Here is a 23039-nt window from a genome sequence, read left to right on the forward strand (position 1 = left end):
GCGGCCGTGTTCGGCTCGCGCCGCGCGAGCCTGCTGGACCGCTCGTGGGCTCTCGGCTCGCGGGCGGCCCGGTGGGCCGGCGCCCTGATTCACGCCGTCTCGGGTCAGTCCCGGTGGCGGCCGACCGACTTGTACGCCGCGGCCGTCACGGCACGGTTCGCGGCTTCTCACCGGCTCATCGAGCAGGCCGCCGATGCGGTCGACGACGGATGGACCGTCGACCACATCGCCACGTCCCGGCTGCTCGGTGACGCGCTCGTCTTCGAGGAGGACCAGTGACCACTCCCACCAACGGTGCGCCGCACAACGGCGCCCCCTCGGGCGGACCGACCCGGCACACCCACAAGGAACGCACCTATAACGTCAACTTCGGCTCCAACAACAATGGCAACCCCGGCGGGGGCGCCGGCTTCAACGGCGACAGCAGCGGGGGCGGGGCGGCCGACCGGCACCAGGGCGACCGGCTGATCTACGCGATCGAGCGGATCGAGTTCCGCAACGACAAGGACATCCTGGCCCTGGCCAAGGCCATCAACCACCTCGGACGGGAGCTGTACCTGATCCTCGGCATGCGTGCGGAGGAGCTGAACGGGCTGCTGTCGCAGTACAAGGGCAAGTGGTACACCTTCGGCGCCCAGTCCCGGATCAAGGCCCGTCTGGTCTCCGCCCACCTGAAGGTGTCCGCGGAGGCCGCCAAGGCCCTCGGGGTCGGTGCGCTGAAGATGGCGCACGCCTTTGACCGGCACTTCGTCAAGCCGGAGCAGGAGGCCAAGCAGAAGCGCAGCGGCCGGCACGCCCGCCCGACGTTCACGATCGGGGAGGACTGATGGCCCGCCGCGACCGCGTCGACAGCACCGCCCGCCGTGGCACCGTCGACGGCCAGCACGGCTACGCGCTGGCCACCCTGCCCACCGGCGGGGGCGGCGGCATCCTGTCCACCATCGGCAACCACCTGGCGGCCAAGGCTGCGCCGTACCTGCCGCCGTGGATCGGCGCCGCCGTCCTCCCGCCCGCCGTCGGGTGGGGGGTGCACGAGATGTGGGGCGACAGTGCCCTGTCCGCCGGGCTCGCCTCCGCCGGCATGGGCGCCGGTGGCGTCCTGCTCTCCGCGGTGACGTGGGCCGTCTCCGGCGGCACCAACAAGTTCCGCCGCTACCGCCGCGCGCAGGCAACCGCCAGCGTCACCGCGGGCATGGGCTGGCTGACCTGCTCCGTGTCCGCCGGGCCATTCGGGCACCCGATGACGGACCTGTGGCTGCTCGGGGGCGGACTGTTCGCCGCATCGTGGAACGTGCGGCAGATCATGCGCAACGCTCACGACGAGACCGAAGAGACCGACAAGGGCGGACTCGGCAAGCTGGCTGAGGCCATCGGCCTGGAGAAGGTGCAGGTCAAAAACGCCAAGGGCAACGGCAAGGGCATGGTCACTGCGGAAGTCTTCCCGCTGCCGGGCAAGACCGTGGAGGACGTGCAGGCCGCCGCTCCGAAGATCGCCGCCGCGCTGCATGTGCCGTCGTCCGCGGTCACCGTGAACAAGGACCCCGACAACGCCGGGCACGGCACCTTCTCCGCCCGCGTGGCGGACCTGCTCAAGCACGGGGTGCCGTTCCAGCCCCCGCAGGAACTCGGGCTGCTCCCCACCGAGCCGATCCCGGTGGGCCTGTATGCGGACGGAGAGATCTGGTGGATCAACCCCTTCCTTGCCGAGATCCTTCAGCACCTGCTGGTCATGGGCGTCACCGGCTCGGGCAAGTCGGAGTTCGCCCGTGCGGTGCTCGCGCACCTGATGACCCGGCGCAAGCTATCGATCTGGCTGATCGACCTGTCCAAGGGTGCGCAGACCATCGGGCACATGGCCGAAGGCGTGGACTGGCTGGTCACCCGCAAGCACGGCGGCATGCGCGAAGCCAAGGCCATGATGCGCTGCCTCCCCGGCGTCATCGCCGCCCGCGGTGACCAACTGGCCGAAGAGGGGTTGGACCAGTGGACCCCGGATTCCAAGCTGAACGCGATGGTGGTGTGGATCGAAGAGGCCGCCGACGCGGTCGACTTCGACGTCCTGGACAACATCGCCCGCACCGCCCGGTCGGTGGGCATCTGGCTGGTGGTCAGCCTCCAGCGCGCATCGTGGAAGAACGTGTCCACCGACGTGCGCGCCAACCTTCAGGCCGCGGCCTGCTTCGGCGTGGACGAGGCCTCCGACGCCAGCTTCTGCCTGCCCGACCGCGTCACCGAATCCGGCGCGATTCCCGACTGGGGATCGGACCGGCCCGGCTACGCCTACTCCACCGGCATCGGCATCCCGCCCAAGCGGTGGACCACCGAAGTCCGCGGCTCCCTGACCAAGCCCGTCCGGGACCAGATCCGGGCCATGATCCTGGCCGCCGCCCCCTACCGGGACCCGCTCGACGACGTCTCCACGCGGGCCGCCGGACTGGCCTACGAACAGCGCACCCACCGCGGCACCAACCGCACCAACACCCCCGCGGATGATGTCGCAGCGGCATCCGCAGAGCTCCACACCGCCTCCGCCTACGAGGACGCCATGGATGACGAGATGGACGCGGACGCTGTGGACCCGGCATTGGAGGAGGCCGCCGCCATGGAACTGCAGGACGCCTACGACGACGTCATGGCGCAGATCCCGGCCGCCCCGGAGCCGGACGCCGACTACGCCCGCCTCCGCCTGGAGGACGACGTACCCGACGCCGACCCGGACACGGACCTCACCTTCGAGCAGGCCGACCGGCCGTCCACCGAAGAAGCCCGCGCCATCCTCTACGGCCAGATCGACCAGTGGGCCGCAACCAACCACCTCACCTTCGAGCCGGGCGAGTTGGCCCCCGCCGCCGTGGCCGCCGGCCGCAAGCGGGGCTGGCTCCAAAAGGAGCTGAAGGCACTCGTCAATGAGGGCGTGCTGCGGCACGACGCTCACGGCGAGTACACCATCGTCCGCCCGATCGCCGTGGCCGCCTGACCCTCACACACAGTCACCGATGTCACTGTCACGCCCGCTGTGACTTTCACTGTCACAGCGGGCGGGGGCCTATAGGGAAGTCACGTGAAATCGGCGTGACATCACCTCTTCTGACAGTCACGGGCGGCCGTGACATTCCCCGTGACAATCACGCACCGTCACCACGCATCGCGCGTCGGAGGCGGCCTCTGCCTGCCCTGGAGGAACCGTGAACTACCCCCTGGAGCCCTACCAGCCCCCCACACCAGCCAACGCCCTGGAGCCTGCCCACACTGCCGTCCCGGCGCCGGTGGAACTGTACGCCGAGCCGCAGCCGGTGGTGTGGGTGCCCGACGCCTACGGGCGCATGGTCCCCATGCCCAAGCACCTCGCCCCGCCCCCGGTTCCCGCGACCGAGCCGCGCGACCTGACACCGCTGCCCCTGCTCGACCCCGTCGCCCAACGCTTCATCGGCGCCGGCATCGGCGGCGGCGCCCTCGCGGCCGGAGTCGGCTACGCCGTGGGTGAAGTCATCAACGCCGCCGCCGGGTTCGGCTCCGGCGCCGCCATGTGGATAGCCCTCGCCGTCCTCGCCTGGCGCATGCCCGCCCGCGCCATCACCAACGGCCGCAGCGGCGGCAGCACGGTCAACATCCGCAAGGCCGTCATCAAGCGCAGCCACTTCCACGGCTGAACCGCGCGCCAAGGGCGGCCCCTCATCTCGCCAGGAACCGGGGCCGCCCTTGGTCCCCCACGTTCCGTGCGGGCCTCTTGGAGTGTCTACAGAACCCTGTGCCAGTCGCGGGGGTTTTCAGAGACGGGCCGATGCCACTGACGCGGTTGTAGAACCCGGAAGGGCGGCCAGGTTGCAGTGGGCCAGCCGGCGGCTTGGGCCGCGGCGGTGTGGCCCGCGCCCAGGGATCGGCATATCGCGGCCTTCACCCTGATCGTCGGCGTCGTAGGGGCGTTGAAGTAGGTGTTGCGCAGGTCGTGGTGAAACCACGCCCGCCGGCGCGCGTCGAGCACCTCGATCTGGGTGAACTCAATCCGCTTCACCCACATCGGGTAGGCGTGCCGGAGCCGGTCGAACTCGTCAACCAATCGCTGATTTCCCGGGTGCCCGCCCGGCTTCCATGCGCCGGGGTGTAGTCGCAAGGCGGCGAACTCCAGCGGCGTGCGATCCCCCTTGGCATCGTTACAGGCGTTGCACGCCGGCGCCAGGTTGCGAGGCTCGTCGTCGCCGCCGCGCGTGATGGGGATGACATGGTCTTTCACCTCGGAGGGGGCCAGGCAGTACACGCACCGGCCATCGTGCGCGGTCAGCACCGCTAACTCCTCCCACAGCGGGAAGTAGCGGCGCCTGGGCCGCCGCCGCTGGCTCAGGCTCTCCTTGCCGGCTTCACTCAGCACGGCGCCGTCCCTAGGCGATGACCGTCGTCTCAGCGGGGGCGGTCTGCCCGGGGACGCTGGCCGCCGACAGGTTCGGACGGTGCATGTCCCAGTGCTTGGCCAGCCACTTCCCGTGGTCGGCCGTCACGGGCACCGTCAGCACGGCGCCGTCGAGCTTGGCGTAGTCCGGGTAGGCCTTGAGCGAGTCGTCCAGGTGCAGGGTCTTGCTTTGCGGGTGGACGGCGATCAGCCCGAGGTCGAACAGGCGGTGCAGGTCGCGGCGCAGCAACAGGCCACCGCCCTTGTGGTGCTTGCCGTTGGCCGCGTAGCTGTACAGGTGGGCGGCCTCCAGCGCCTGGACGGGGGCCGGGCCGGTGAACGCGCACACCTCGCCGAACACCTCCAGCAGGTGCTTGCGGAAGGCCGGCTGCCCCTTGCGCACGCGGATGGTGGCCGTGCCGTGACCTTCGGCGATCGCCCGCTGGGTGGTGTCGACGATCCGCAGCGGCAGCGGCACGCCACCGTGGGTGAGGGCGTGGTGGAAGTCGTCGAAGCGCAGCTCGCGCAGGGAGTTCTGGGAGGCGGGCTTCACGCACAGGGCACGCAGCTGCGGCGCGCTCAGGGTGCCGCGCGCGTCGATCCAGCCGGCCTCGTGCCGGCTGCGGTAGGTGACGACGTCCTTCTTCTTCCAGCCGGCCTTGTCGTTCTCGTGCTTGCACTCCTGGTTCCAGCACACGAACCGGGGCAGCTTCTGCTTGCGCTCGGCCACATCCGCCTTGCCGCACTTGAGGCAGTACGGGGTCTCCTTCTCGCCCTGGCCGACCGTGATGTCCTCGATCACCGACAGGCCCGCCAGTTCGGTGGCGTCCCACAGCGCGATCACGTCACCGACCTTCAAGGTCGCGTGGTTGGGGACGGTGCTGTCCCAGCTGTAGTGGGTGGCGGGGTTGTCGTCGTAGCCCTCGCTGATCCGCTTGCTGCCGTCCTTGGCCAGCACCAACCACGCCGTCATGAAGCCCTCCCGTAAGACACACCGAACCACACGCCCTCGCGCGGCCACGATCCCGCGCGAGCGCCTGTGATCAACGTAGCGGGCCCCACTGACAACGCCCCGCGCGAGTTCTCCCGGCCCCGCCCTCCCGCCGGCGAGGCCGCCTCACGCTCCCCGCCGACGCCTTCCGCGCACGGCCGGGACTTTCCACGGGCGGCCGCCCCTCACCACAAGACGGCGACCGCCCTCTCTCCACCCGCCAACGGGACTGACCTGATGGAGGTCTCCAGCATGACCCAACCCACGCCCCTACGCCCAGCTGGCCCCGACCGCCGGCCTCGGGTGTTGGACCTGTACTGCCATCGCGGTGGCATGGCCATGGGCTTCCACCAGGCCGGCTTCGACGTCGTCGGCGTCGACCAGGACTCCACCTGCGCCGAGGAGTACCCGTTCACGTTCGTCCACGGCGACGCCATCGACTACCTGCGCGCCCACGGCCACGACTACGACCTGATCCACGCCTCCCCACCCTGCCAGGCCGACTCCCCGCTCAACGCCTACAACAAGAAGACCTATCCCCGCCTGATCGGCCCCACCCGCATCGCCCTGCTGGAGGTCGGCAAGCCGTACGTGATGGAGAACGTGCCGGCCGCCGGCTGGCAGATGCGCGCCCCCATCACCCTGTGCGGGCCCATGTTCGGCCTGCCTCTGTATCGCCACCGCCTGTTCGAGACGTCGTTCCCGCTCACCGCCCCGGCCCATCCGGCGCACGTGGCGCGCTGCACCCGCAACGGCTACCTGCCCACCTCCGAGCGGCCGTTCATGACCATCACCGGCGGCCGCCACTCCAAGGCTTGGCAGCGCGCCGCCGCCCAGGCCATGGGCACCCCGTGGATCACCACCATCCGAGGCGTCTGCGAGGCCATCCCACCCGCCTACGCCCACTGGATCGCCACCCAGTTCCTCGCCGTGCAAGGGAGGACCGCCGCATGACCACCACTCCCACCCACCTGAACACCGCGATCCACCTAACGGCGGTCGGCGTGCCGGTGCTGCCGCTACGGCCTGGGAAGGTGCCGTTCGGCAACTGCCACGCCTGCGCCCGGAACGCGTGCGGCGGTCGGCCGAACATGAAGCACGCCGGGCCCTGCGCCTGCCCCCGCCCGTGCCACGGATGGGCCGCCGCCACCACCGACCCCACCGTCCTGCGCTCCCGGGAATGGGCGCGGGCGTGGCGCGACGCGGCAGCGGTGGCCTACCACCCCGGCGGCGCCGGCCTCACCGTCGTCGACCTCGACAACAAGGCGGCCGTCGCGTGGGCCCGCGAGACGCTGCCCGCCACCCGCACCGTCACCACGACGCGCGGCGAGCACTGGATCTACCAGGGCGTCATGCGCTCCGTGAACGCTGTCCGTGAAGGCGTCGACATCAAGTCGACGATGGCCTACGCACGTTGGCTCGCTCCCGGCACCGGCACCATGACGGCGCTGCCAGCGGTTGTGCGCGCGCTGGCCGTGAGAGAACCCTCCACGGTCCAATCGGCGCCTCAGGCCGTCACCGTGCCCGAATGGACCGGGGGCGGAGAGTGCCGTCACCGCACGCCCGCCTACCTAGAGCGTGGCATCGCCATGGCAGAGCAGCGCATCACCAAGGCCCGCGAGGCGATTCACACCACCGTCTACCAGACGTTCCTCGCCGTGCTGTCTGCCCACGGTCGGTGCGGCTGCCTCACCGACGCCCACATCGCGCGACTGTTCACCGCCTCGCAGACCAAGGGCGAATCGCCCCGGCACTGCACCGACGCGTGGACCAACGCCCGCACCCGGTTGGGACTGTGACCATGTCCGACGACGAAAAGAACCCGGCCCGCGAGGTCATCACCGACTACGCACAGGCGCACTTCCGATACTTCCGCACCGCCGACGGAACCGTGTACGCGCAGAAGAACGGCCACCCCGTGGCCCGCCCGATCCGCTCCCAGGGCACGACGGGCAGTCATCGGCAGGAACTCATGGTCGGCCTCTTTCGCGATGGGCACGGCGTATTCAACGGCACCGCACTCAAGGAAGCGCTCGACTTGATCGAAGCACTCGCGCTGACCGAGGACGTGCAGCCCGTCCACATCCGCGTTGCCCCCGGATTCGACGGCGCGACGTGGCTGGACCTGGGCCGCAACGACGGGCAGTCCGTCCGTATCCACCCCAACGGCTGGGACATCGCCATCCCCGACCCGCGCGAGGTGTGCTGGCGGCGCACCCAGCTCACCGGCGAACTGCCCCTGCCCGCCAAGGACACCGACGGCAAGGGCATCGATCTCCTACTGCGGCTGTGCAACTTCGCCAACGCCGAGACGGAGTGCCTGGCCATCGCCTGGCTCATCGGCTGCCTAGGGCCCTCCGTGCCCGTCCCCGCCCCCTTCCTGACCGGCCCCCAGGGCGCCGGCAAATCCACCGGCGGGCGCATGCTCATCCGGATCATCGAGGGCATGAGCGGCGACCTGCGCCGCGCCCCCAAGGATGAGGAAAACCTGATCGCGGCGGTGGCCGCCGGATGGGTCACCGCGCTGGACAACCTCTCCCACATGACCCCGGACCTGTCCGACGCCATGTGCTGCGTCGTCACCGGAGCTGAGAACGTCAAACGCGCTCTCTTCACCGACGGAGACGTGTTCCGCGCCCGCTACCGCCGCCCCCTGCTCCTGACCGGCATCGACGTGGGCGTCATCCGCCCCGACCTCGCGGAACGGCTCCTGCCGCTGCGCCTGGAACGCCCCCGCGTCCGGCGCACCGAGGCCGAACTGTGGGCGGAGTACGCGGAGGTTCTGCCCATCGTCCTCGGCTCTCTCCTGGACCTCACGGTGAAGGTCCGCGCGGTCGAGGCGGAGACCCCCACCGACCTGCGCATGGCGGACTTCGCGCACCTGTGCGCCCAGCTCGACGCCGCCACCGGTTTCGGAGCTCTCACCGCCTACCGGGCCAGTCTCGACGACCTGAACGACGACGTGATCGAGGGTGACCTTCTGGCACAGACCGTGCTGCGGCACGCCGCAGACATCGAACCAGGCGCAGAGCAGCGGATGACCTCCACGGAGTGGCTGCACTGCCTCACCCGCCTCTACACCGGCGAGGACTTCCGCCCCCTGCCCAAGGGTTGGCCGACCACCGGCAAAGTCCTCTCCGACCGGCTCAAGCGTCTACAGCCGACCCTGGCCGCCCGGGGCGTCCTCATCGACTCGGGCCCACCAGGGAGGGCCGCTACATCGAGATGACCCGCTCGCCGGCCACGCTCCCGCACGAGCAGCAGGCGTTCTGACCGGCACCGCCCCCCGACCGCACGAGCAAGAGGAGCACCACCGGCCAGGCGTGCTCCTCTTGCTGTTCGGCGGCGGCGCCGCCCTGCGATGGTCGCCGCGAAGCGGCTCCTTCTTCAGCCCTGAGCCGCACTGCACCACCACAGACACCCCTCTCCTTTTCCTAAGTAGGGAACGCTGCGTCACCTGCGTCACGGGTGCCCGGAAAACGCCGGGTGACCTGCGCATACGGCCGTGACGCAGACGGCCCTTCGCTGCGTCACGCCGCGTCACCTGCGTCACCTGTGACGGACAGCCTGCGTCACCGGTGACGCACCCCCACCGCTCTGCGTCACCAGAAACCCGCAGGTCAGACGCGCGAATGACGCAGGTGACGCTGTGACGCAGAAATCCAAACCTCGGACACACGCACCCCGACCCGAGACAGACCAAGCGAGGAGTAGCAACGATGGCCCGCCCGCAGATGCTCAAGCTCCCCGAAGTCCTCACTGAGATCGGCATGAGCCGCGCCGCCTTCTACCGCATGCGCGCCCGTGGGCAGGCGCCGCGACTCGTGAAGCTGCCCAACGGTCACCTGCGGGTCCGCCGCAACGACCTGGACGACTGGCTCAGCAACTTGGACTCTCCCGCCTACTGATCGCACCGACTGAACACCCACCCACGGGGCTCGGCTCATACCGGGCCCCGTTCGCAGGAAGGCCCCCGATGGGGAAGACGTACGACGTTCGAATCTGGTCCGTCCGGCAGCGGAAGGACCGTGGACAGACCTCCGCGGAACTGCGCTGGAAGACGGGTGAGACTCCGCACTCTCAGACGTTCCGCACCAAGACGCTGGCCGAGGGCCGACGCGCTGAGCTGCTGCGGGCGGCACACGCCGGCGAGCCGTTCGACGAGTCCACCGGGGTACCGCTCTCTGAGCTGCGACAGCGCAACGATGTGAGTTGGTACCAGCACGCCCGCGAGTACATCGAGATGAAGTGGCAGCACTCCCCCGGCTCGACTCGCCGGACGCTCGCGGAAGCCATGGCCACCGTGACGCCGGCTCTCGTCAAGGACACCAAGGGCATGGCCGACGCCACGACGGTTCGGACGGCTCTCTATAGCTGGGCATTCAACGTGAGCCGACGCGACCAGGACCCGCCCGACGAGGTGGCCGCCGTGCTGGCGTGGTTCGAGCGGAAGTCCCTGCCCACGTCCGCGCTGGCCGACCGCATGCAGGTACGCGCCGCCCTGGACGCCCTGACCAGGAAGCTAGACGGAACCACGGCGGCGGCGTCGACCATCCGCCGGAAGCGGGCCATCTTCCACAACTCACTCGGCTACGCCGTTGACGCCGGACGCCTGACGGACAACCCCCTGCCACAGGCGCAGTGGAAGGCTCCGGAGCAGGTAGCTGAGGAACTGGACCCCGCTTCAGTGCCAGAGCCTCGGCAGGCTCTCGCCCTGCTCGATGCCGTGCGTACCCAGAGCACCCGCGGGCGGCGCCTGGTCGCGTTCTTCGGCTGCATGTACTACGCGGCGGCACGGCCGGCGGAAGTCATCGGTCTCCGCCTCCAGGACTGCGACCTGCCCCGTCGAGGGTGGGGCACGCTGCGACTCCGAGAGACCCGTCCGCGCTCGGGGTCGGCCTGGACCGACAGCGGTGAGGCGCACGACCGGCGAGGGCTCAAGCACAGGCCCCGGAAGGCAGTTCGCACGGTGCCGATCCCGCCCGATCTCGTGAATCTGCTGCGGTGGCACGTCACGGCGTACGGCGCCGCCCCCGACGGGCGGCTGTTCCGGACGCAACGCGGCGGGCTCATCCAGGACACCGGATACGGCGAGGTGTGGGCGGAAGCCCGCGCGCGTGCTCTCACGCCCGCTCAGTGCGCGTCGCTGCTGGCGAAGCGTCCATATGATCTTCGCCATGCCGCCGTGTCCACGTGGCTCAGCTCTGGGGTGGAACCGCAGGAGGTGGCCGCGCGCGCCGGCCATAGCGTGGCCGTGCTGTTCCGGGTCTACGCGAAGTGCTTGGACGGCGGCGCCGCCACCGCGAACGCCCGAATCGAGCGGGCGCTGAAGAACGGCAGCTAAAGGGCCGCAAGCTGCCCCACGCCTGCCCCACACGGACTGGTCAGCACCCGAATCAGGGTGAGACACACTGGGAAAAAGCACCCATAACGATCAGGTCGGGCCCGTGAACGCCGAAAGGGTCTGCGATCAGCATTGCTGCTGGTCACAGACCCTTTTGGTCTTGTGGCGGCGCCAGGATTCGAACCTGGGAAGGCTGAGCCGGCAGATTTACAGTCTGCTCCCTTTGGCCGCTCGGGCACACCGCCGGGGTCGCTGCCCGTCGAACCGCCTTTTGGCGGTGCTCCGTGGCAACGACGTAAACGATACCCGATGCCCAGGGGTGCTTCGCCACCCGGTTGATCGGCGCTCGGGGGGTCGTGGGTGGCTAGGCTTATGCGGATGCGGCCCGGGCATTGTGCCGGGCTCGGCGGCCACCCCACGCACGCCGACACGCACTCGATACGCACCCCGATACAAGGAGCCACAGGACATGGCCGACTCCAGTTTCGACATCGTCTCGAAGGTCGAGCGGCAGGAGGTCGACAACGCCCTCAACCAGGCCGCCAAAGAGATCTCCCAGCGCTACGACTTCAAGAACGTGGGCGCCTCCATCTCCTGGTCCGGCGAGAAGATCCTGATGGAGGCGAACTCCGAGGATCGGGTCAAGGCCATCCTCGACGTCTTCCAGTCCAAGCTGATCAAGCGCGGCATCTCCCTCAAGGCGCTGGACGCGGGCGAGCCGCAGCTCTCCGGCAAGGAGTACAAGATCTTCGCCTCGATCGAGGAGGGAATCTCTCAGGAGAACGCGAAGAAGGTCGCGAAGATCATTCGCGACGAGGGCCCGAAGGGCGTGAAGGCCCAGGTGCAGGGTGACGAGCTGCGGGTCAGCTCGAAGAGCCGCGACGACCTGCAGGCCGTGATCTCCCTGCTGAAGGGCCAGGACTTCGACTTCGCCCTGCAGTTCGTCAACTACCGGTGATCTCGCGCTCGTTGCGCGTACCAGGAAGGGTGGGCACCCGACGGTGCCCACCCTTCCTGCCTGCTGGCTGCGGTCCCAGGGGATGCGCTCAGTTGCGCGAGTTGCCGAACAGGAGGCGGTAGACGATCAGGAGGGCGAGCGAGCCGCCGATCGCGGCGGCCCAGGTCGCGCCGTCGTAGAACTCCTTGGTGATCGGGTGGTCCAGCCAGCGGGCGGATATCCAGCCGCCGATGAACGCGCCCGCGATGCCGATGAGGGTCGTGCCGATGAAGCCGCCCGGGTCACGGCCCGGCAGCAGGAACTTGGCGATGGCTCCGGCCAGCAGCCCCAGAATGATCCAGCTGATGATGCCCATGCCGTGAACCTGCCCTTCTGTGCTGTACCTGTGCTGTGATCTTGCTCTCGCCAGGCTGTGTTCTTGCCGCTCTCGTGTCGCTGTTCACGGCTGTGCCGGCGCCTGTGCCGCGGTTCTTGCCTCTGTTCGTACGTGTTGTCGCTGGGAAGGACGCCGTGGCGGCGTCGGCCGGTTGCACTGATCAGTGACGTGGACAACCCGTCCACAACCCCGTCGGCGCTCAGGCGAGCCGGACGTCGATGCCACCGGCCGCAAGGAATTCGAGCAACTCCTCGAAGGTCGCCGGACGGTCGCCGGTGCGCGGAGTGAGGCCGAGGCAGAGGCGGGCGACCTGCGCCTCGTGCCAGACCAGGCTGAAGGGCCACCTGGCACCCCAGCGGCCGCGGAGGCAGTCGTCGAGGGCGCTGAGGCCCCAGCCGAAGTACCCACCGGGGCCGTTGACGGCTTCGCCGAGCGCACAGAAGAAGCCGGCCTGGTCGGTGATGTGCCGCCCGTCGAGGTGATACGTGGTGCCGGGCGGCGCGTCGGGTGCGGACGCGTCTCGGTTCTCCCGAGCGGTGTCGAGCCAGAAGCCGCGGCCCGCCTCGCCGCACCGCGCCCACAGGTTGGGCTCGGACGGGCGCCCCTCGTCCCACAGCCCCCAGACCTCCTGGGCCGCGGCCGGCGGCCGCTCGGACCAGGGTTCCAGCGTGAGGTCCACCAGGCCGCGGCCACGACCGGACGGGATCCATGCGATGAGCTCGCCCTCGACGGCGGACTGGACGGTGCGGCCGGTCGCGTCGAGGCGTACCAGCTTGGCGTGGCCGAGGTCCTCCTCCCCCGCGTCCAGCGCCGTGCGCAGGGCTCCGCGCGGGGAACAGCCGAGCAGCCGCACGGACGGTTCGACGAGGTCCGGCTGGTTCTGGACGTACGCCAAGTCCCGGCAGCTGCCGCTCGGCTCGTTCCGCGCGCCCCGCAGCCGGTAGCCCGGGGAGAGCGGCGGGCACTGCGGATAGTCGAACGCGTTGTGCGGGGACTCGCGGGCTTCGATCGTGATGTCGCGCCGCGACAGGTCACGCGCGCACGGGCGGTCGCCGAGGACCCGTACGTCCTCCAGGTACCACTCTTCGACGCGCTCGCCCTTCTTGCCGAGTATCTCCAGGGCGAGGAAGCCGAGGGGCGCGGAACCCGCGGCACGCGCGCGTGTGAGGGCGGTACTCAACCCGCCTTCGGGCGCGCAGCCGAGCAGTTCGTACGTCCGGCGCGTCGGGGGCCGCGGATCGCCGAAGAGGTTCTCGGCGTCCGCGCAGAGGGCCCAGACGTCGTCCTCCTCGGCGTCGATGTCATACGCCGCCAGGGCGTACTTCGGCTGCCGCACCCCCGGCGCCGCTCTACCAGCGCGACGCGAACGGCTGGTCCGTACGCACGATTTCGCGCCCCAAGGGGAACAGCGAGACCGGGATCAGTTTGAAGTTGGCGATCCCCAGGGGGATGCCGATGATCGTGATGCACTGGAGGAGGCCGGTGACGATGTGGGCAAGGGCGAGCCACCAGCCCGCGAGGACCACCCACAGGATGTTGCCGATGAAGGAGGGCGCGCCCGCACCGGAGCGCTCGACCGTCGTATAGCCGAACGGCCACAGGGCGTAGACGCCGATACGGAATGCCGCGATGCCAAACGGAATTCCGATGATCGTGATGCAGAGCAGCACGCCCGCGAACAAGTAGCCGAGGAACAGCCAGAATCCGCTCAGGAAGAGCCATATGACGTTCAGGATTGTCTTCACTGGTGTCGACCTGCCATCTGTTCGAGCCGGGCAATCCGCTCCGCCATCGGCGGGTGCGTGGAGAACATCTTGGACATCCCCTGGCCCGGGCGGAAGGGGTTGGCGATCATCATGTGGCTTGCGGTCTCGAGGCGCGGCTCGGGGGGCAGCGGAAGCTGTTTCGTGCCCGCCTCGAGCTTGCGCAGGGCGCTCGCGAGCGCCAGCGGGTCGCCGGTCAGCTGGGCGCCGGACGCATCGGCCTCGTATTCCCTGGAGCGGCTGATGGCCAGCTGGATCAGGGATGCGGCGAGCGGACCCAGGATCATGATCATCAGCATGCCGAGGATGCCGGGGCCGTCGTCGTCGTTGGATCGGCCGATCGGGATCAGCCAGGCGAAGTTGACCAGGAACATGATCACGGAAGCGAGGGCTCCGGCGACCGACGAGATCAGGATGTCGCGGTTGTAGACGTGGCTCAGCTCGTGGCTGATGACGCCGCGCAGCTCACGCTCGTCCAGGATGCGCAGGATGCCCTCGGTGCAGCACACGGCCGCGTTGCGCGGGTTGCGGCCTGTCGCGAACGCGTTGGGGGCCTCGGTCGGGGAGATGTACAGGCGCGGCATGGGCTGGCGGGCCTGGGTGGAGAGCTCGCGGACCATCCTGTACAGAGCCGGGGCCTCGAACTCGCTCACCGGGCGCGCGCGCATCGCGCGTAGCGCCAGCTTGTCGCTGTTCCAGTACGCGTACGCGTTGGTGCCGATCGCGATGACCAGCGCGACGATGAGGCCGGTACGCCCGAAGAAGCTGCCGATGACGATGATGAGTGCGGACAGTCCCCCGAGGAGTACGGCGGTCCTGAGCCCGTTGTGCCGGCGGTGCACGGTACGCCCTCCAAGTCGTGCGGCAGGGGAACCCTTCGCTTGCTGATGTCTGCCACTGACTCGTGATTCCACGTGTCCAGTGGACCCTCCCTCACTGGTCAACGCCAGGCGGGGGGCTCCAGTTCCCTTGTGCGCGCGGCGGCGGGCGTGGGCCGTCCGGGTGAGGCGCCAGGCATCGTCCGGTACGCGCGCGTGCGGGTCGCGTGTGGTTCGGGTGGCCCACGCGCGTGTGCGGGATGCGGTCAGCGGCTCAGAACAGGCCGGTGTCCGAGAATCGCAGGACCAGCTGGGGTGCGCCGGAGAGGACGACTCCAAGGACCGCGGTCAGCGCGATCGCGGCGGTCAGCGGGGCCGGGACGCGGTGCGTCTCGGTCTCGCCTTCGGGGGCGCGGAACAGGAGCGCCGTCCATTGGAGGTAGTAGAAGAGCGCGATCACGACGTTGACGGCCATGACCACGGCGAGCCAGCCGAGGCCGGCGTCCACGGCCGCCGAGAAGACGGTGACCTTCGCGAAGAGGCCGATGATGCCTGGCGGCAGTCCCGCGAGGCAGAGCAGGAAGAAGCCCAGGACGAGCGCGGAGAGAGGACGCGAGGCGTACAGGCCGCGGTAGTCGCTGATGCGGTTCAGCGGTTTGGTACGGGCCACCAGGGCGGCCACGGCGAAGGCACCGAGGTTCACGGCGCCGTACATCAGGGCGTACGCGACGGTGGAGCCGATGGCTCTCTCGGCGTCCTGGGAGTACGCGGCGGCGGCGATCGGCACCAGGAGGTAGCCGGCCTGGCCGACGGAGGACCAGGCGAGCAGGCGTACCGCGCTGTACGCGCGCGTGGCCTGCTGCCGCAGGGCGGCGGCGTTGCCGACCGTCATGGTGAGCGCGGCGAGGACGGCGAGTGCCGGGCCCCAGACGTCCGCGTACGACGGGAGGGCGATCACGGTGACGAGGATCAGCCCGGTGAAGCCGACCGCCTTGCCAACGACCGACAAGTAGGCGGCGACCGGCAGGGGCGCCCCTACGTAGGTGTCGGGCACCCAGAAGTGGAAGGGCACGGCGGCCGTTTTGAAGGCGAAGCCGACCAAGGTGAGGACGACGCCCGCCTGGGTGAGCGTGTGCAGTTGTCCGTCGACGTCCTGGATCTTGGTGGCGATCTGGGTGAGGTACAGGGTGCCGGTGGACGCGTAGACGAAGCTGACGCCCATGAGGCTCACTGCGGTCGCGGTGACCGAGGACAGGAAGAACTTCAGGGCCGCTTCGGAGGACTTCCTGTCGCCGCGTTTTATGCCGACGAGGGCGAAGGCGGGCAGTGAGGCGACTTCCAGGGCGACGATGAGGGTCGCCAGGTCGCGTGAGGCGGGCAGCAGGGCGGCGCCGGCTGCCGAAGAGAGCAGCAGGAACCAGAACTCCCCTTCGGGGAGTTCCCTTTTGGCGTCCTTCAGGGCGGTGACGGAGAGAAGGGCCGCCAGGAGCGCTCCGCCGAGGACCAGGAACTGGATGACGAGCGTGAACCGGTCGGCCGTGTAGCTGCAGACGTCCCCGTTGCCCGACAGGCAGAAGGTGGAGCGGTCGCCGTCCAGGAGCGGCAGCAGCATCAGAGTGGAGGCTGCGAGTCCCGCGACGGAGACCCAGCCGAGCAGGTGCTTCTTGGCGTCGCCCACGAAGAGGTCGGCTACGAGCACCACGAGGCCGACGACCGCCGCGATGGTGGGTGGAGCGATCGCGAGCCAGTCGACGGACTGGACCAGGGACTGGGACTGGGCCAGGGGGCTCATCGGGTGCCTCCTGCGAGGAGTTGCTGCACGGCCGGGTCGGTCAGCCCGAGGAGGGCCTTGGGCCAGAGTCCGGCGACGACGGTGAGGACGACGAGCGGGGTCCAGGCGGCGAACTCGTAGGTCTGGACGTCCGCGAGCTTGGGCCCCTCCTGCGGGACCGCGCCCATGCAGACGCGGCGCACCACGATGAGCATGTACGCGGCAGTGAGCAGGGTGCCGAACGCGGCGATCGCCATGAAGGTCAGGAACGTGGGGCGGCTGAGGTCGTCCGCGGGATCGAACGCGCCGAACAGGGCCAGCATTTCGCCCCAGAATCCGGCGAGGCCCGGCAGGCCGAGCGAGGCGACGGCACCGAAGGCGAGCAGGCCGCCGAGGCGCGGGGCCTTGCCGTAGAGGGCGGCGCCGGTCTTCTCCGCGAGCGTGTCGAGGTCCGTTGTGCCCGTACGGTCCTTGAGCGCGCCGACCAGGAAGAACAGCAGGCCGGTGATGAGGCCGTGGGCGATGTTCGCGAAGAGTGCGCCGTTCACGCCGGTGGGGGTCATCGTGGCGATGCCGAGGAGTACGAAGCCCATGTGGCCGACGGAGGAGTAGGCGATGAGGCGCTTGAGGTCGCCCTTCGCGCCCTGCTTGGCGAGGGCCAGACAGGCGAGGGATCCGTAGATGATCCCGACGACGGCGAAGGCGGCGAGGTAGGGCGCGAAGGTCCGCATGCCGTCCGGAGCGACGGGCAGCAGAATGCGCACGAACCCGTACGTACCCATCTTGAGCAGAACACCGGCCAGCAGGACCGAACCGATGGTCGGTGCGGCGGTGTGCGCGTCCGGCAGCCAGCTGTGCAACGGCCACATCGGCGTCTTGACCGCGAGCCCGATTCCGATCGCCAAAACGGCGATGACCTGCACGGATGTGGTCAGCGACCGGCCGTTGTCAGTGGCGAGTGCCACCATGTCGAATGTGCCGGACTTGAGCCCGACGAGGAGCAGGCCCAGCAGCATGACGACCGAGCCGAGCAGTGTGTAGAGGATGAACTTCCAAGCGGCTCGGGTCCGTTGCTCACCGCCCCAGCGGGCGATGAGGAAGTACATCGGGATGAGCACCATCTCGAACGCGAGGAAGAAGAGCAGAAGGTCGAGGACGGCGAAGGTCGCGAGGGTGCCGGACTCGAGGACGAGCAGCAGTGCGACGAAGGCCTTCGGGGTCGGGCCCGCAGGCGTTTTGAAGTAGGAGTACAGCGCGCAGAGGAAGGTCAGCAGCGCGGTCAGGACCAGAAGGGGGAGGGAAATGCCGTCGGTGCCGAGGTGGATCCGCACGTCCAGCGCGGGGATCCAGCTGATGTCCGTCGTGGCCTGCATCTTCGACGGCTGGTCGTGGTCGAAGCCGAGCGCCAGGACGATCGCGGCGATGAGCACGGCGCCGGTGACGGTCACCCCGTGCCGCAGCACCGCCTGTTCGGGCGACTTCCCCTTCAGTCCCGGCGGGGCGGGCAGGAGAGCGGCGGCCGCGCCGAGGAGCGGGCCGACGACGACGAACGCCAGAAGGAACTGCATCACGGACTCGCTGATATCGATCACGCCCGCTCACGCTCCCGTGGCGACTAGGAGGGCGGCGACCGCCAGGACGACGGTGCCGGCGAGCAGTGCGCTCACATAGGTCTGCACATTGCCGGTCTGGGCACGCCGGACCGCCGCGCCGAGCAGGCGGGGCAGCTCGCCCGCGCCGCGTACGTAGGTGTCGACGACCTCGCGGTCGAGGAACCGGACGAGTGTGGCTCCGGCCTGGACCGGGCGGACGAAGAGCGCCGCGTAGACGGCGTCGAGGTGGAAGCCGACAGCGGCGTGGCGGTGCAGCGGGCCCAGCAGCAAGCGTCCGGGGTCCGCCGGGTCCGGTGCGGACGCCACGTCTCCGTATGCGGGCGCGTGGCTGGCGATGGCCTCGGCTTCGACGAGTGCCGCGTCGCCCTCGGGGTGGGCGGCGACCGCACCCAGCGGTACGCGGGCGGCCATCGCGGTGGTGTGCCGCCAGGCGCCGTAGGTGACGATGCCGCCGACCAGGGCGATGCCCGTACCGAGCATGGACGTGGTGAGCGTCGGGGTCAGGTCGTGTCCGTCGAACCAGTCGGGCAGCAGGCCGGTGGTGAGCCCGAAGGCGAGCGACGGGACGGCGAGCACCCACAGCACGGCGTTCATGGCGATGGGCTGCCTGCCGTGGTCGGGTGCCTCGGCTCCGTGGCCGCGGAAGGCGAGCAGCCACAGGCGCATCGCGTACGCGGCGGTGAGCAGGGCGGTGACCAGGCCGGCGACGAGGACGATCCAGCCTGCCGAGCTGGGCACGTTCTCGGCGTGACCGGTGGCGGCGTGTTCGGCGACTCCCAGCACGGCTTCCTTGGAGAAGAAGCCGCTGAAGGGCGGGATCGCGGCGAGGGCGAGGAGCGCCACGGTCATCGTCCAGTAGGCGTCGGGGACGCGGGCGCGCAGGCCCTTCATGCGGGACATGGCGGCCAGCGAGTTGGTGCCGGCGGCGTGGATGATCACGCCCGCCGCGAGGAACAGCAGCGCCTTGAAGGCGCCGTGCGCAAGGAGGTGGAAGACGGCGGCGCCGCGGTCGCCGACGGCGAGGGCGCCGGTCATATAGCCGAGCTGCCCGATCGTCGAGTACGCGAGGACGCGCTTGATGTCGTCCTGGGCGAGCGCGGCGAGCCCCGAGCCGGCCATCGTGACCGCGGCCATGACGGCGAGGACGACCAGCGCTGCCGCGGAGGCGGCGAAGACCGGGAGGAGCCGGGCGATGAAGTAGACGCCGGCGGCGACCATCGTCGCGGCGTGGATCAGCGCGGAGACGGGTGTGGGGCCGGCCATCGCGTCGGGCAGCCAGGTGTGGAGCGGGAACTGCGCCGACTTGCCCGCCACACCGGCCAGGAGCAGCAGGGCGATCAGCGTCGGGTGGTCGAGTCCGCCGCTCGCGACCGCGCCCAGGACCTTCGTGATGCGGAAGGAGCCGGCGTCGGTGGCGAGGGCGAACAGGCCGATGAGGAAGGGGATGTCGCCGAGCTTGGTGACCAGGAAGGCCTTGATCGAGGCGGCACGGGCCTCGGGGGTCTCCCAGTAGTGGCCGACGAGGAAGTACGAGCAGATGCCCATGATCTCCCAGCCGACCAGCAGCACGATCAGGTCGCCGGAGTAGACGACGAGCAGCATCGCGGAGGTGAAGAGGGAGACGAGAGCGGCGTACGAGGGGTAGCGCGGGTCGTCGCGCAGATAGCCCGTCGAGTAGATCTGCACACAGGACGCGACCACGCCGACCAGGACGGCGACGAGGGCGGCGAAGCCGTCGATGTGCAGGGCGAGTTCGATGGGGATCGAGCCGGTGGGGGTGAGCTCGGTGGCGGCGTCGACGGCGTGGTCGCCGCCCTGGCGTACGGCGACGAGGACAGCGAGCGCCAGGGCGGCCAGCGAGGGCAGGACGGCGAGGGGACGTACGAACCCGGGGGCCGTGCGGCCCAGGAGCAGGCCGGCGGCGGCGCCCAGGAACGGAAGGAGAGGAACGAGGACGGCGAGGGTCGTGGTGGTCACGCGGTGGCCTCAGCCTTCTCGGCCGGCGCGGGCGCGGCGGATTCGGGGCCGTCGTCGGTCTCGGCGGTGTCGCGGAGCTTGTCGATGTCCGAGGTACCGCGGTTGCGGTAGACGGCGAGGACGATCGCCAGGCCGATGCCGATCTCGGCGGCGGCGATGGCGATGGTGAACAGGGTCAGGGCCTGGCCGGAGTGCAGGGTGTCCTGGGCGGTCTTGCTGAGCCAGACGTCGAAGGCGACCAGGTTGAGGTTGACGGCGTTGAGCATCAGCTCGACGGACATCAGGACCAGGATCGCGTTGCGGCGCGCGAGGACTCCGTACAGGCCCGTGCAGAAGAGGAGGGCGGAGAGCACGGCGGGATAGGCGAGATGCATCAGCGGGCGCCTTCCTTGCGTTCCTTGCCCGAGGGCTGCTTGCCGGGTGCTGTCCTGCCCGCGGAGCCGTTGTCGGCGGCGGCCTTGCGGGAGAGGACGATCGCGCCGACCAGGGCGGCGAGCAGCAGGACCGAGAGCGCCTCGAAGGGGAGCACCCAGCTCTGGAAGAGGCTCGCGCCGGTGACCGCGGTGGAGCCGGCGGCGGCGCCGTCCAGGTCGATCCACGTCGTCCGGAAGGCGTCGACGACCACCCATACGAGGGCGGCCGCCGCCGCGACCGCGACGGTCAGGGCGGCCCAGCGGTTGCCGGAGTCGGCGTCCGGGGAGCGGCCGATGGGGGCCTTGGTGAGCATCAGACCGAAGAGGAGGAGTACGACGACGGAACCGACGTAGATGAGGACCTGCACCCAGGCGATGAACTCGGCGGTGAGCAGGAGGTATTCGACGGCGAGACCGCCGAGCGCCACGACCAGCCACAGGGCGGCGTGCACCAGTTGCCTGGTCGTGACGGTGACGACGGCCGCGCCGAGGGTGACGAGGCCGACGAGGATGAAGGCGATCTCGACGCCGGTCGGGGAGAGGAAGCCCTGCGTGTCGGCGGCGGTGGTCGTCGCCTGGGCCGCTGTGGCTGCCGCTCTGCCGGTGAAGGTGGCCGTGGCTACCGCGAGGCTCACGAGACGCCTCCCTCGGGCTCCGTCGGGCCGGAGCCTTCGCGCTCGGACCCGCCGGAAGCGGAAGCCTCGGTGTCGGCGGGGGCGGAGGCCTCGGTGTCGGCGGGGGCAGGGGCGGAGGCCTCGGCCTGGGCTGCCTGCTCGGCCGCGAGTTTGTCGGCGGCCTTGCGGGCGGCGGCGACCTCCTTGGGCTCCTCGGCGCCGGGGTCGAGGGCGGGTGGGGCCGGGACGGTCCACATCCACTCGCGGAGCCTGTCGCGTTCGTGGGTGAGTTCGTGGATGTCGGTCTCCGCGTACTCGAACTCCGGGGACCAGAACAGCGCGTCGAAAGGACACACCTCGATGCAGATACCGCAGTACATGCACAGGGCGAAGTCGATGGCGAAGCGGTCGAGGACGTTGCGGCTGCGCTCGCGGCCGCCGGGCGCGGCGGGCGGGACCGTCTCCTTGTGGGAGTCGATGTAGATGCACCAGTCCGGGCACTCGCGGGCGCACAGCATGCAGACGGTGCAGTTCTCCTCGAAGAGGCCGATGACGCCGCGGGTGCGGGGCGGGAGTTCGGGCTGGGCGTCCGGGTACTGCCTGGTGACGGTCTTCTTCGTCATCGTGCGCAGGGTGACGGCCAGGCCCTTGGCGAGGCCGGAGCCGGGGATGCGGGGCCGGGTGGGGAGAGACTCAGCCATGGCTACTGGATCACCACCTTGACGACGCCGGTGAGGGCGATCTGGGCGAGGGAGAGGGGCACGAGGAGGGTCCAGGAGAACTTCTGGAGCTGGTCCTCGCGGAGCCGGGGATAGGTGACGCGGAGCCAGATGACGACGAAGGCGAGGATCGCGGTCTTCAGCAGGGTCCAGACCCAGCCCAGGCCGTCGGCACCCCACGGGCCGTGCCAGCCGCCCAGGAAGAGGACGGTGGTCAGGCCGCACAGGACGATGATTCCGGCGTACTCGGCGAGGAGGAAGAGAGCGAAGCGCAGGCCGGTGTACTCGGTGTACGCGCCGAAGATGATCTCCGAGTCGGCGACGGGCATGTCGAAGGGAGGGCGCTGGAGTTCGGCGAGACCGGCCACGAAGAAGACCATCGCGCCGACGATCTGCCAGGGCAGCCACCACCATTCGAAGGCGTCGACGATGCCGGGGAGCGAGACCGTGCCCGCCGCCATCGCCACCGAAGCGGCGGTGAGCAGCATGGGCAGCTCGTAGGCGAGGAGCTGGGCGGCGGTGCGGAGGCCGCCGAGGAGGGAGAACTTGTTGGCCGAGGCCCAGCCCGCCATGAGCGAGCCGAGGACGCCCACGCCCATCACGGCGAGGACGAAGAAGACGCCCGCGTCTATGACCTCACCGACGGCGCCCTCGCCCGGGCCGATGGGGATGGCGAGGAGGACGAGGAGGTACGGGAGGAGGGCGACGGCGGGGGCCAGCTGGAAGATGCGGCGGTCCGCGCCCGCCGGGACGACGTCTTCCTTCTGGGCGAACTTCACTCCGTCCGCGACGAGTTGGGCCCAGCCGTGGAAGCCGCCGGCGTACATGGGGCCGAGGCGGCCCTGCATGTGGGCCATCACCTTGTGCTCGGTCTGACCGACGATCAGCGGGAACGTGAGGAACACGGCGAAGACGATCAGAAGTCGCAGGGTGACGTCGAGCACGTCGTTCACTGCGGGCCTCCTGGGGGGTTTTCGTCCGTGGCCGGGGTGGTGTCGTCGGTGGTGCGAGCTTCGGGCGTCTCGGAAGGTTCGGAGGTCTCGGAGGTCTCGGAGGTCTCGGAAGCTTCCGAGGGGGGTTCCGGCGCTGGAGGATCCTTGGGTTCGTCGTTCTGCTCGGCGCCGTCGAAGGCGGGGCGCGCGTGATGCCAGGGAGCGTCCGTGCTGCGGTCGCCGCGCGCCGGGCGGGTGGGCCGGTCGCCACCGGACTGCTCGCCGCCGGACTGCTCGCCGCCGGCCGCCTCGGCATCGCCCTCGGTCCGCCGGCTCGCCGAGCCCTCGCTCACGCTGCGAGCCCGG

The 23039-nt window shown here is 69.9% G+C and carries 22 protein-coding genes, 1 tRNA gene and 2 pseudogenes; 10 read left to right on the forward strand and 15 right to left on the reverse strand.

Features of this window, described 5'->3' with window-relative positions; all coding sequences use genetic code 11:
- Nucleotides 1-6 precede the first annotated feature (6 nt).
- From FE633_RS12600 to FE633_RS12615, 4 genes are all read left to right on the forward strand, one after another.
- Nucleotides 7-279, forward strand: a complete 273-nt coding sequence (locus tag FE633_RS12600; protein WP_138045199.1) for a hypothetical protein — start codon at nucleotides 7-9, stop codon at nucleotides 277-279.
- Nucleotides 276-827: a hypothetical protein gene (locus FE633_RS12605; RefSeq protein WP_138045200.1), complete on the forward strand. Its 552-nt coding sequence runs from the start codon at nucleotides 276-278 to the stop codon at nucleotides 825-827. The genes FE633_RS12600 and FE633_RS12605 overlap by 4 nt, the downstream gene beginning before the upstream one ends.
- Entirely contained in the window at nucleotides 827-2977 is a 2151-nt protein-coding gene (locus tag FE633_RS12610) for a hypothetical protein (protein WP_138045201.1), read from the forward strand. Before FE633_RS12605 ends, FE633_RS12610 begins: the two co-directional genes overlap by 1 nt.
- A 208-nt stretch (nucleotides 2978-3185) precedes the next feature.
- On the forward strand, nucleotides 3186-3650 hold the full coding sequence (locus FE633_RS12615; RefSeq protein ID WP_138045202.1) for a hypothetical protein: 465 nt from the start codon (nucleotides 3186-3188) through the stop codon (nucleotides 3648-3650).
- An 86-nt stretch (nucleotides 3651-3736) separates the two neighbouring features.
- Here FE633_RS12615 and FE633_RS12620 read toward each other — a convergent pair whose 3' ends face one another.
- Together FE633_RS12620 and FE633_RS12625 are read right to left on the reverse strand one after the other, a co-directional pair.
- Nucleotides 3737-4366 carry an HNH endonuclease gene (locus tag FE633_RS12620; RefSeq protein WP_212747209.1) on the reverse strand — a complete coding sequence of 210 codons (630 nt, stop codon included), beginning with the start codon at nucleotides 4364-4366 and terminating at the stop codon, nucleotides 3737-3739.
- A 10-nt stretch (nucleotides 4367-4376) separates the two neighbouring features.
- Complete coding sequence (locus FE633_RS12625) at nucleotides 4377-5357, reverse strand: HNH endonuclease (protein ID WP_246113575.1); 981 nt, start codon at nucleotides 5355-5357, stop codon at nucleotides 4377-4379.
- Between the two features lie 270 nt (nucleotides 5358-5627).
- Here FE633_RS12625 and FE633_RS12630 point away from each other — a divergent pair, with 270 nt between their 5' ends.
- The 5 genes and pseudogenes from FE633_RS12630 to FE633_RS12650 all read left to right on the forward strand — a co-directional run bounded on the left by FE633_RS12630 (nucleotide 5628) and on the right by FE633_RS12650 (nucleotide 10719).
- Complete coding sequence (locus FE633_RS12630) at nucleotides 5628-6329, forward strand: DNA cytosine methyltransferase (RefSeq protein WP_171059916.1); 702 nt, start codon at nucleotides 5628-5630, stop codon at nucleotides 6327-6329.
- A complete protein-coding gene (locus tag FE633_RS12635; RefSeq protein WP_138045205.1) occupies nucleotides 6326-7174 on the forward strand; it encodes a bifunctional DNA primase/polymerase in 849 nt (282 codons plus the stop codon). The genes FE633_RS12630 and FE633_RS12635 overlap by 4 nt, the downstream gene beginning before the upstream one ends.
- A gap of 2 nt (nucleotides 7175-7176) precedes the next feature.
- Nucleotides 7177-8648: pseudogene (locus FE633_RS12640) on the forward strand (ATP-binding protein).
- A 446-nt stretch (nucleotides 8649-9094) separates the two neighbouring features.
- Nucleotides 9095-9283, forward strand: coding sequence for a helix-turn-helix transcriptional regulator (locus FE633_RS12645; RefSeq protein ID WP_138045206.1), 189 nt, complete (start codon nucleotides 9095-9097; stop codon nucleotides 9281-9283).
- Nucleotides 9284-9351: 68 nt separating this feature from the next.
- The gene (locus FE633_RS12650; RefSeq protein WP_138045207.1) at nucleotides 9352-10719 is read left to right on the forward strand and encodes a tyrosine-type recombinase/integrase; all 1368 of its coding nucleotides are present in this window, start codon (nucleotides 9352-9354) and stop codon (nucleotides 10717-10719) included.
- A gap of 163 nt (nucleotides 10720-10882) precedes the next feature.
- Here the strand turns inward: FE633_RS12650 and FE633_RS12655 are convergent.
- Nucleotides 10883-10964 (reverse strand) — tRNA-Tyr (locus FE633_RS12655).
- A gap of 224 nt (nucleotides 10965-11188) precedes the next feature.
- Between FE633_RS12655 and FE633_RS12660 the strand changes: the two genes are divergently transcribed.
- Nucleotides 11189-11677, forward strand: coding sequence for a YajQ family cyclic di-GMP-binding protein (locus FE633_RS12660; RefSeq protein WP_138045208.1), 489 nt, complete (start codon nucleotides 11189-11191; stop codon nucleotides 11675-11677).
- 88 nt (nucleotides 11678-11765) lie between these two features.
- Here FE633_RS12660 and FE633_RS12665 read toward each other — a convergent pair whose 3' ends face one another.
- From FE633_RS12665 to FE633_RS12720, 12 genes and pseudogenes are all read right to left on the reverse strand, one after another.
- Complete coding sequence (locus tag FE633_RS12665; protein ID WP_119102632.1) at nucleotides 11766-12032, reverse strand: GlsB/YeaQ/YmgE family stress response membrane protein; 267 nt, start codon at nucleotides 12030-12032, stop codon at nucleotides 11766-11768.
- Nucleotides 12033-12252: 220 nt separating this feature from the next.
- Nucleotides 12253-13389 carry a barstar family protein gene (locus FE633_RS12670; protein ID WP_138045209.1) on the reverse strand — a complete coding sequence of 379 codons (1137 nt, stop codon included), beginning with the start codon at nucleotides 13387-13389 and terminating at the stop codon, nucleotides 12253-12255.
- Between the two features lie 13 nt (nucleotides 13390-13402).
- The gene (locus FE633_RS12675; protein ID WP_138045210.1) at nucleotides 13403-13798 is read right to left on the reverse strand and encodes a YccF domain-containing protein; all 396 of its coding nucleotides are present in this window, start codon (nucleotides 13796-13798) and stop codon (nucleotides 13403-13405) included.
- Nucleotides 13795-14658: a zinc metalloprotease HtpX gene (gene htpX, locus FE633_RS12680; RefSeq protein ID WP_138045211.1), complete on the reverse strand. Its 864-nt coding sequence runs from the start codon at nucleotides 14656-14658 to the stop codon at nucleotides 13795-13797. The genes FE633_RS12675 and htpX overlap by 4 nt, the downstream gene beginning before the upstream one ends.
- Before the next feature lie 250 nt (nucleotides 14659-14908).
- Nucleotides 14909-16426 carry an NADH-quinone oxidoreductase subunit N gene (locus FE633_RS12685; protein ID WP_138045212.1) on the reverse strand — a complete coding sequence of 506 codons (1518 nt, stop codon included), beginning with the start codon at nucleotides 16424-16426 and terminating at the stop codon, nucleotides 14909-14911.
- Nucleotides 16423-17997 (reverse strand): NADH-quinone oxidoreductase subunit M, encoded by a 1575-nt coding sequence (locus FE633_RS12690; RefSeq protein ID WP_138045213.1) that lies wholly within the window; start codon nucleotides 17995-17997, stop codon nucleotides 16423-16425. The genes FE633_RS12685 and FE633_RS12690 overlap by 4 nt, the downstream gene beginning before the upstream one ends.
- Nucleotides 17998-18003: 6 nt before the next feature.
- Nucleotides 18004-19995: an NADH-quinone oxidoreductase subunit 5 family protein gene (locus FE633_RS12695; RefSeq protein ID WP_138045214.1), complete on the reverse strand. Its 1992-nt coding sequence runs from the start codon at nucleotides 19993-19995 to the stop codon at nucleotides 18004-18006.
- Nucleotides 19992-20369, reverse strand: coding sequence for an NADH-quinone oxidoreductase subunit NuoK (gene nuoK, locus FE633_RS12700; RefSeq protein WP_138045215.1), 378 nt, complete (start codon nucleotides 20367-20369; stop codon nucleotides 19992-19994). Before nuoK ends, FE633_RS12695 begins: the two co-directional genes overlap by 4 nt.
- Nucleotides 20369-21043, reverse strand: a complete 675-nt coding sequence (locus tag FE633_RS12705; RefSeq protein ID WP_425473173.1) for an NADH-quinone oxidoreductase subunit J family protein — start codon at nucleotides 21041-21043, stop codon at nucleotides 20369-20371. Before FE633_RS12705 ends, nuoK begins: the two co-directional genes overlap by 1 nt.
- The gene (locus FE633_RS12710) at nucleotides 21040-21723 is read right to left on the reverse strand and encodes a NuoI/complex I 23 kDa subunit family protein (protein WP_138045216.1); all 684 of its coding nucleotides are present in this window, start codon (nucleotides 21721-21723) and stop codon (nucleotides 21040-21042) included. The genes FE633_RS12705 and FE633_RS12710 overlap by 4 nt, the downstream gene beginning before the upstream one ends.
- Nucleotides 21724-21725: 2 nt before the next feature.
- A complete protein-coding gene (locus tag FE633_RS12715; RefSeq protein WP_138045217.1) occupies nucleotides 21726-22694 on the reverse strand; it encodes a complex I subunit 1/NuoH family protein in 969 nt (322 codons plus the stop codon).
- A pseudogene (locus tag FE633_RS12720) lies at nucleotides 22691-23039 on the reverse strand (NADH-quinone oxidoreductase subunit C); the annotation flags it as partial. The pseudogene FE633_RS12720 and the gene FE633_RS12715, both read right to left, overlap by 4 nt.

The sequence above is a fragment of the Streptomyces montanus genome, assembly GCF_005786655.1.
GTDB lineage: Bacteria > Actinomycetota > Actinomycetes > Streptomycetales > Streptomycetaceae > Streptomyces > Streptomyces sporangiiformans.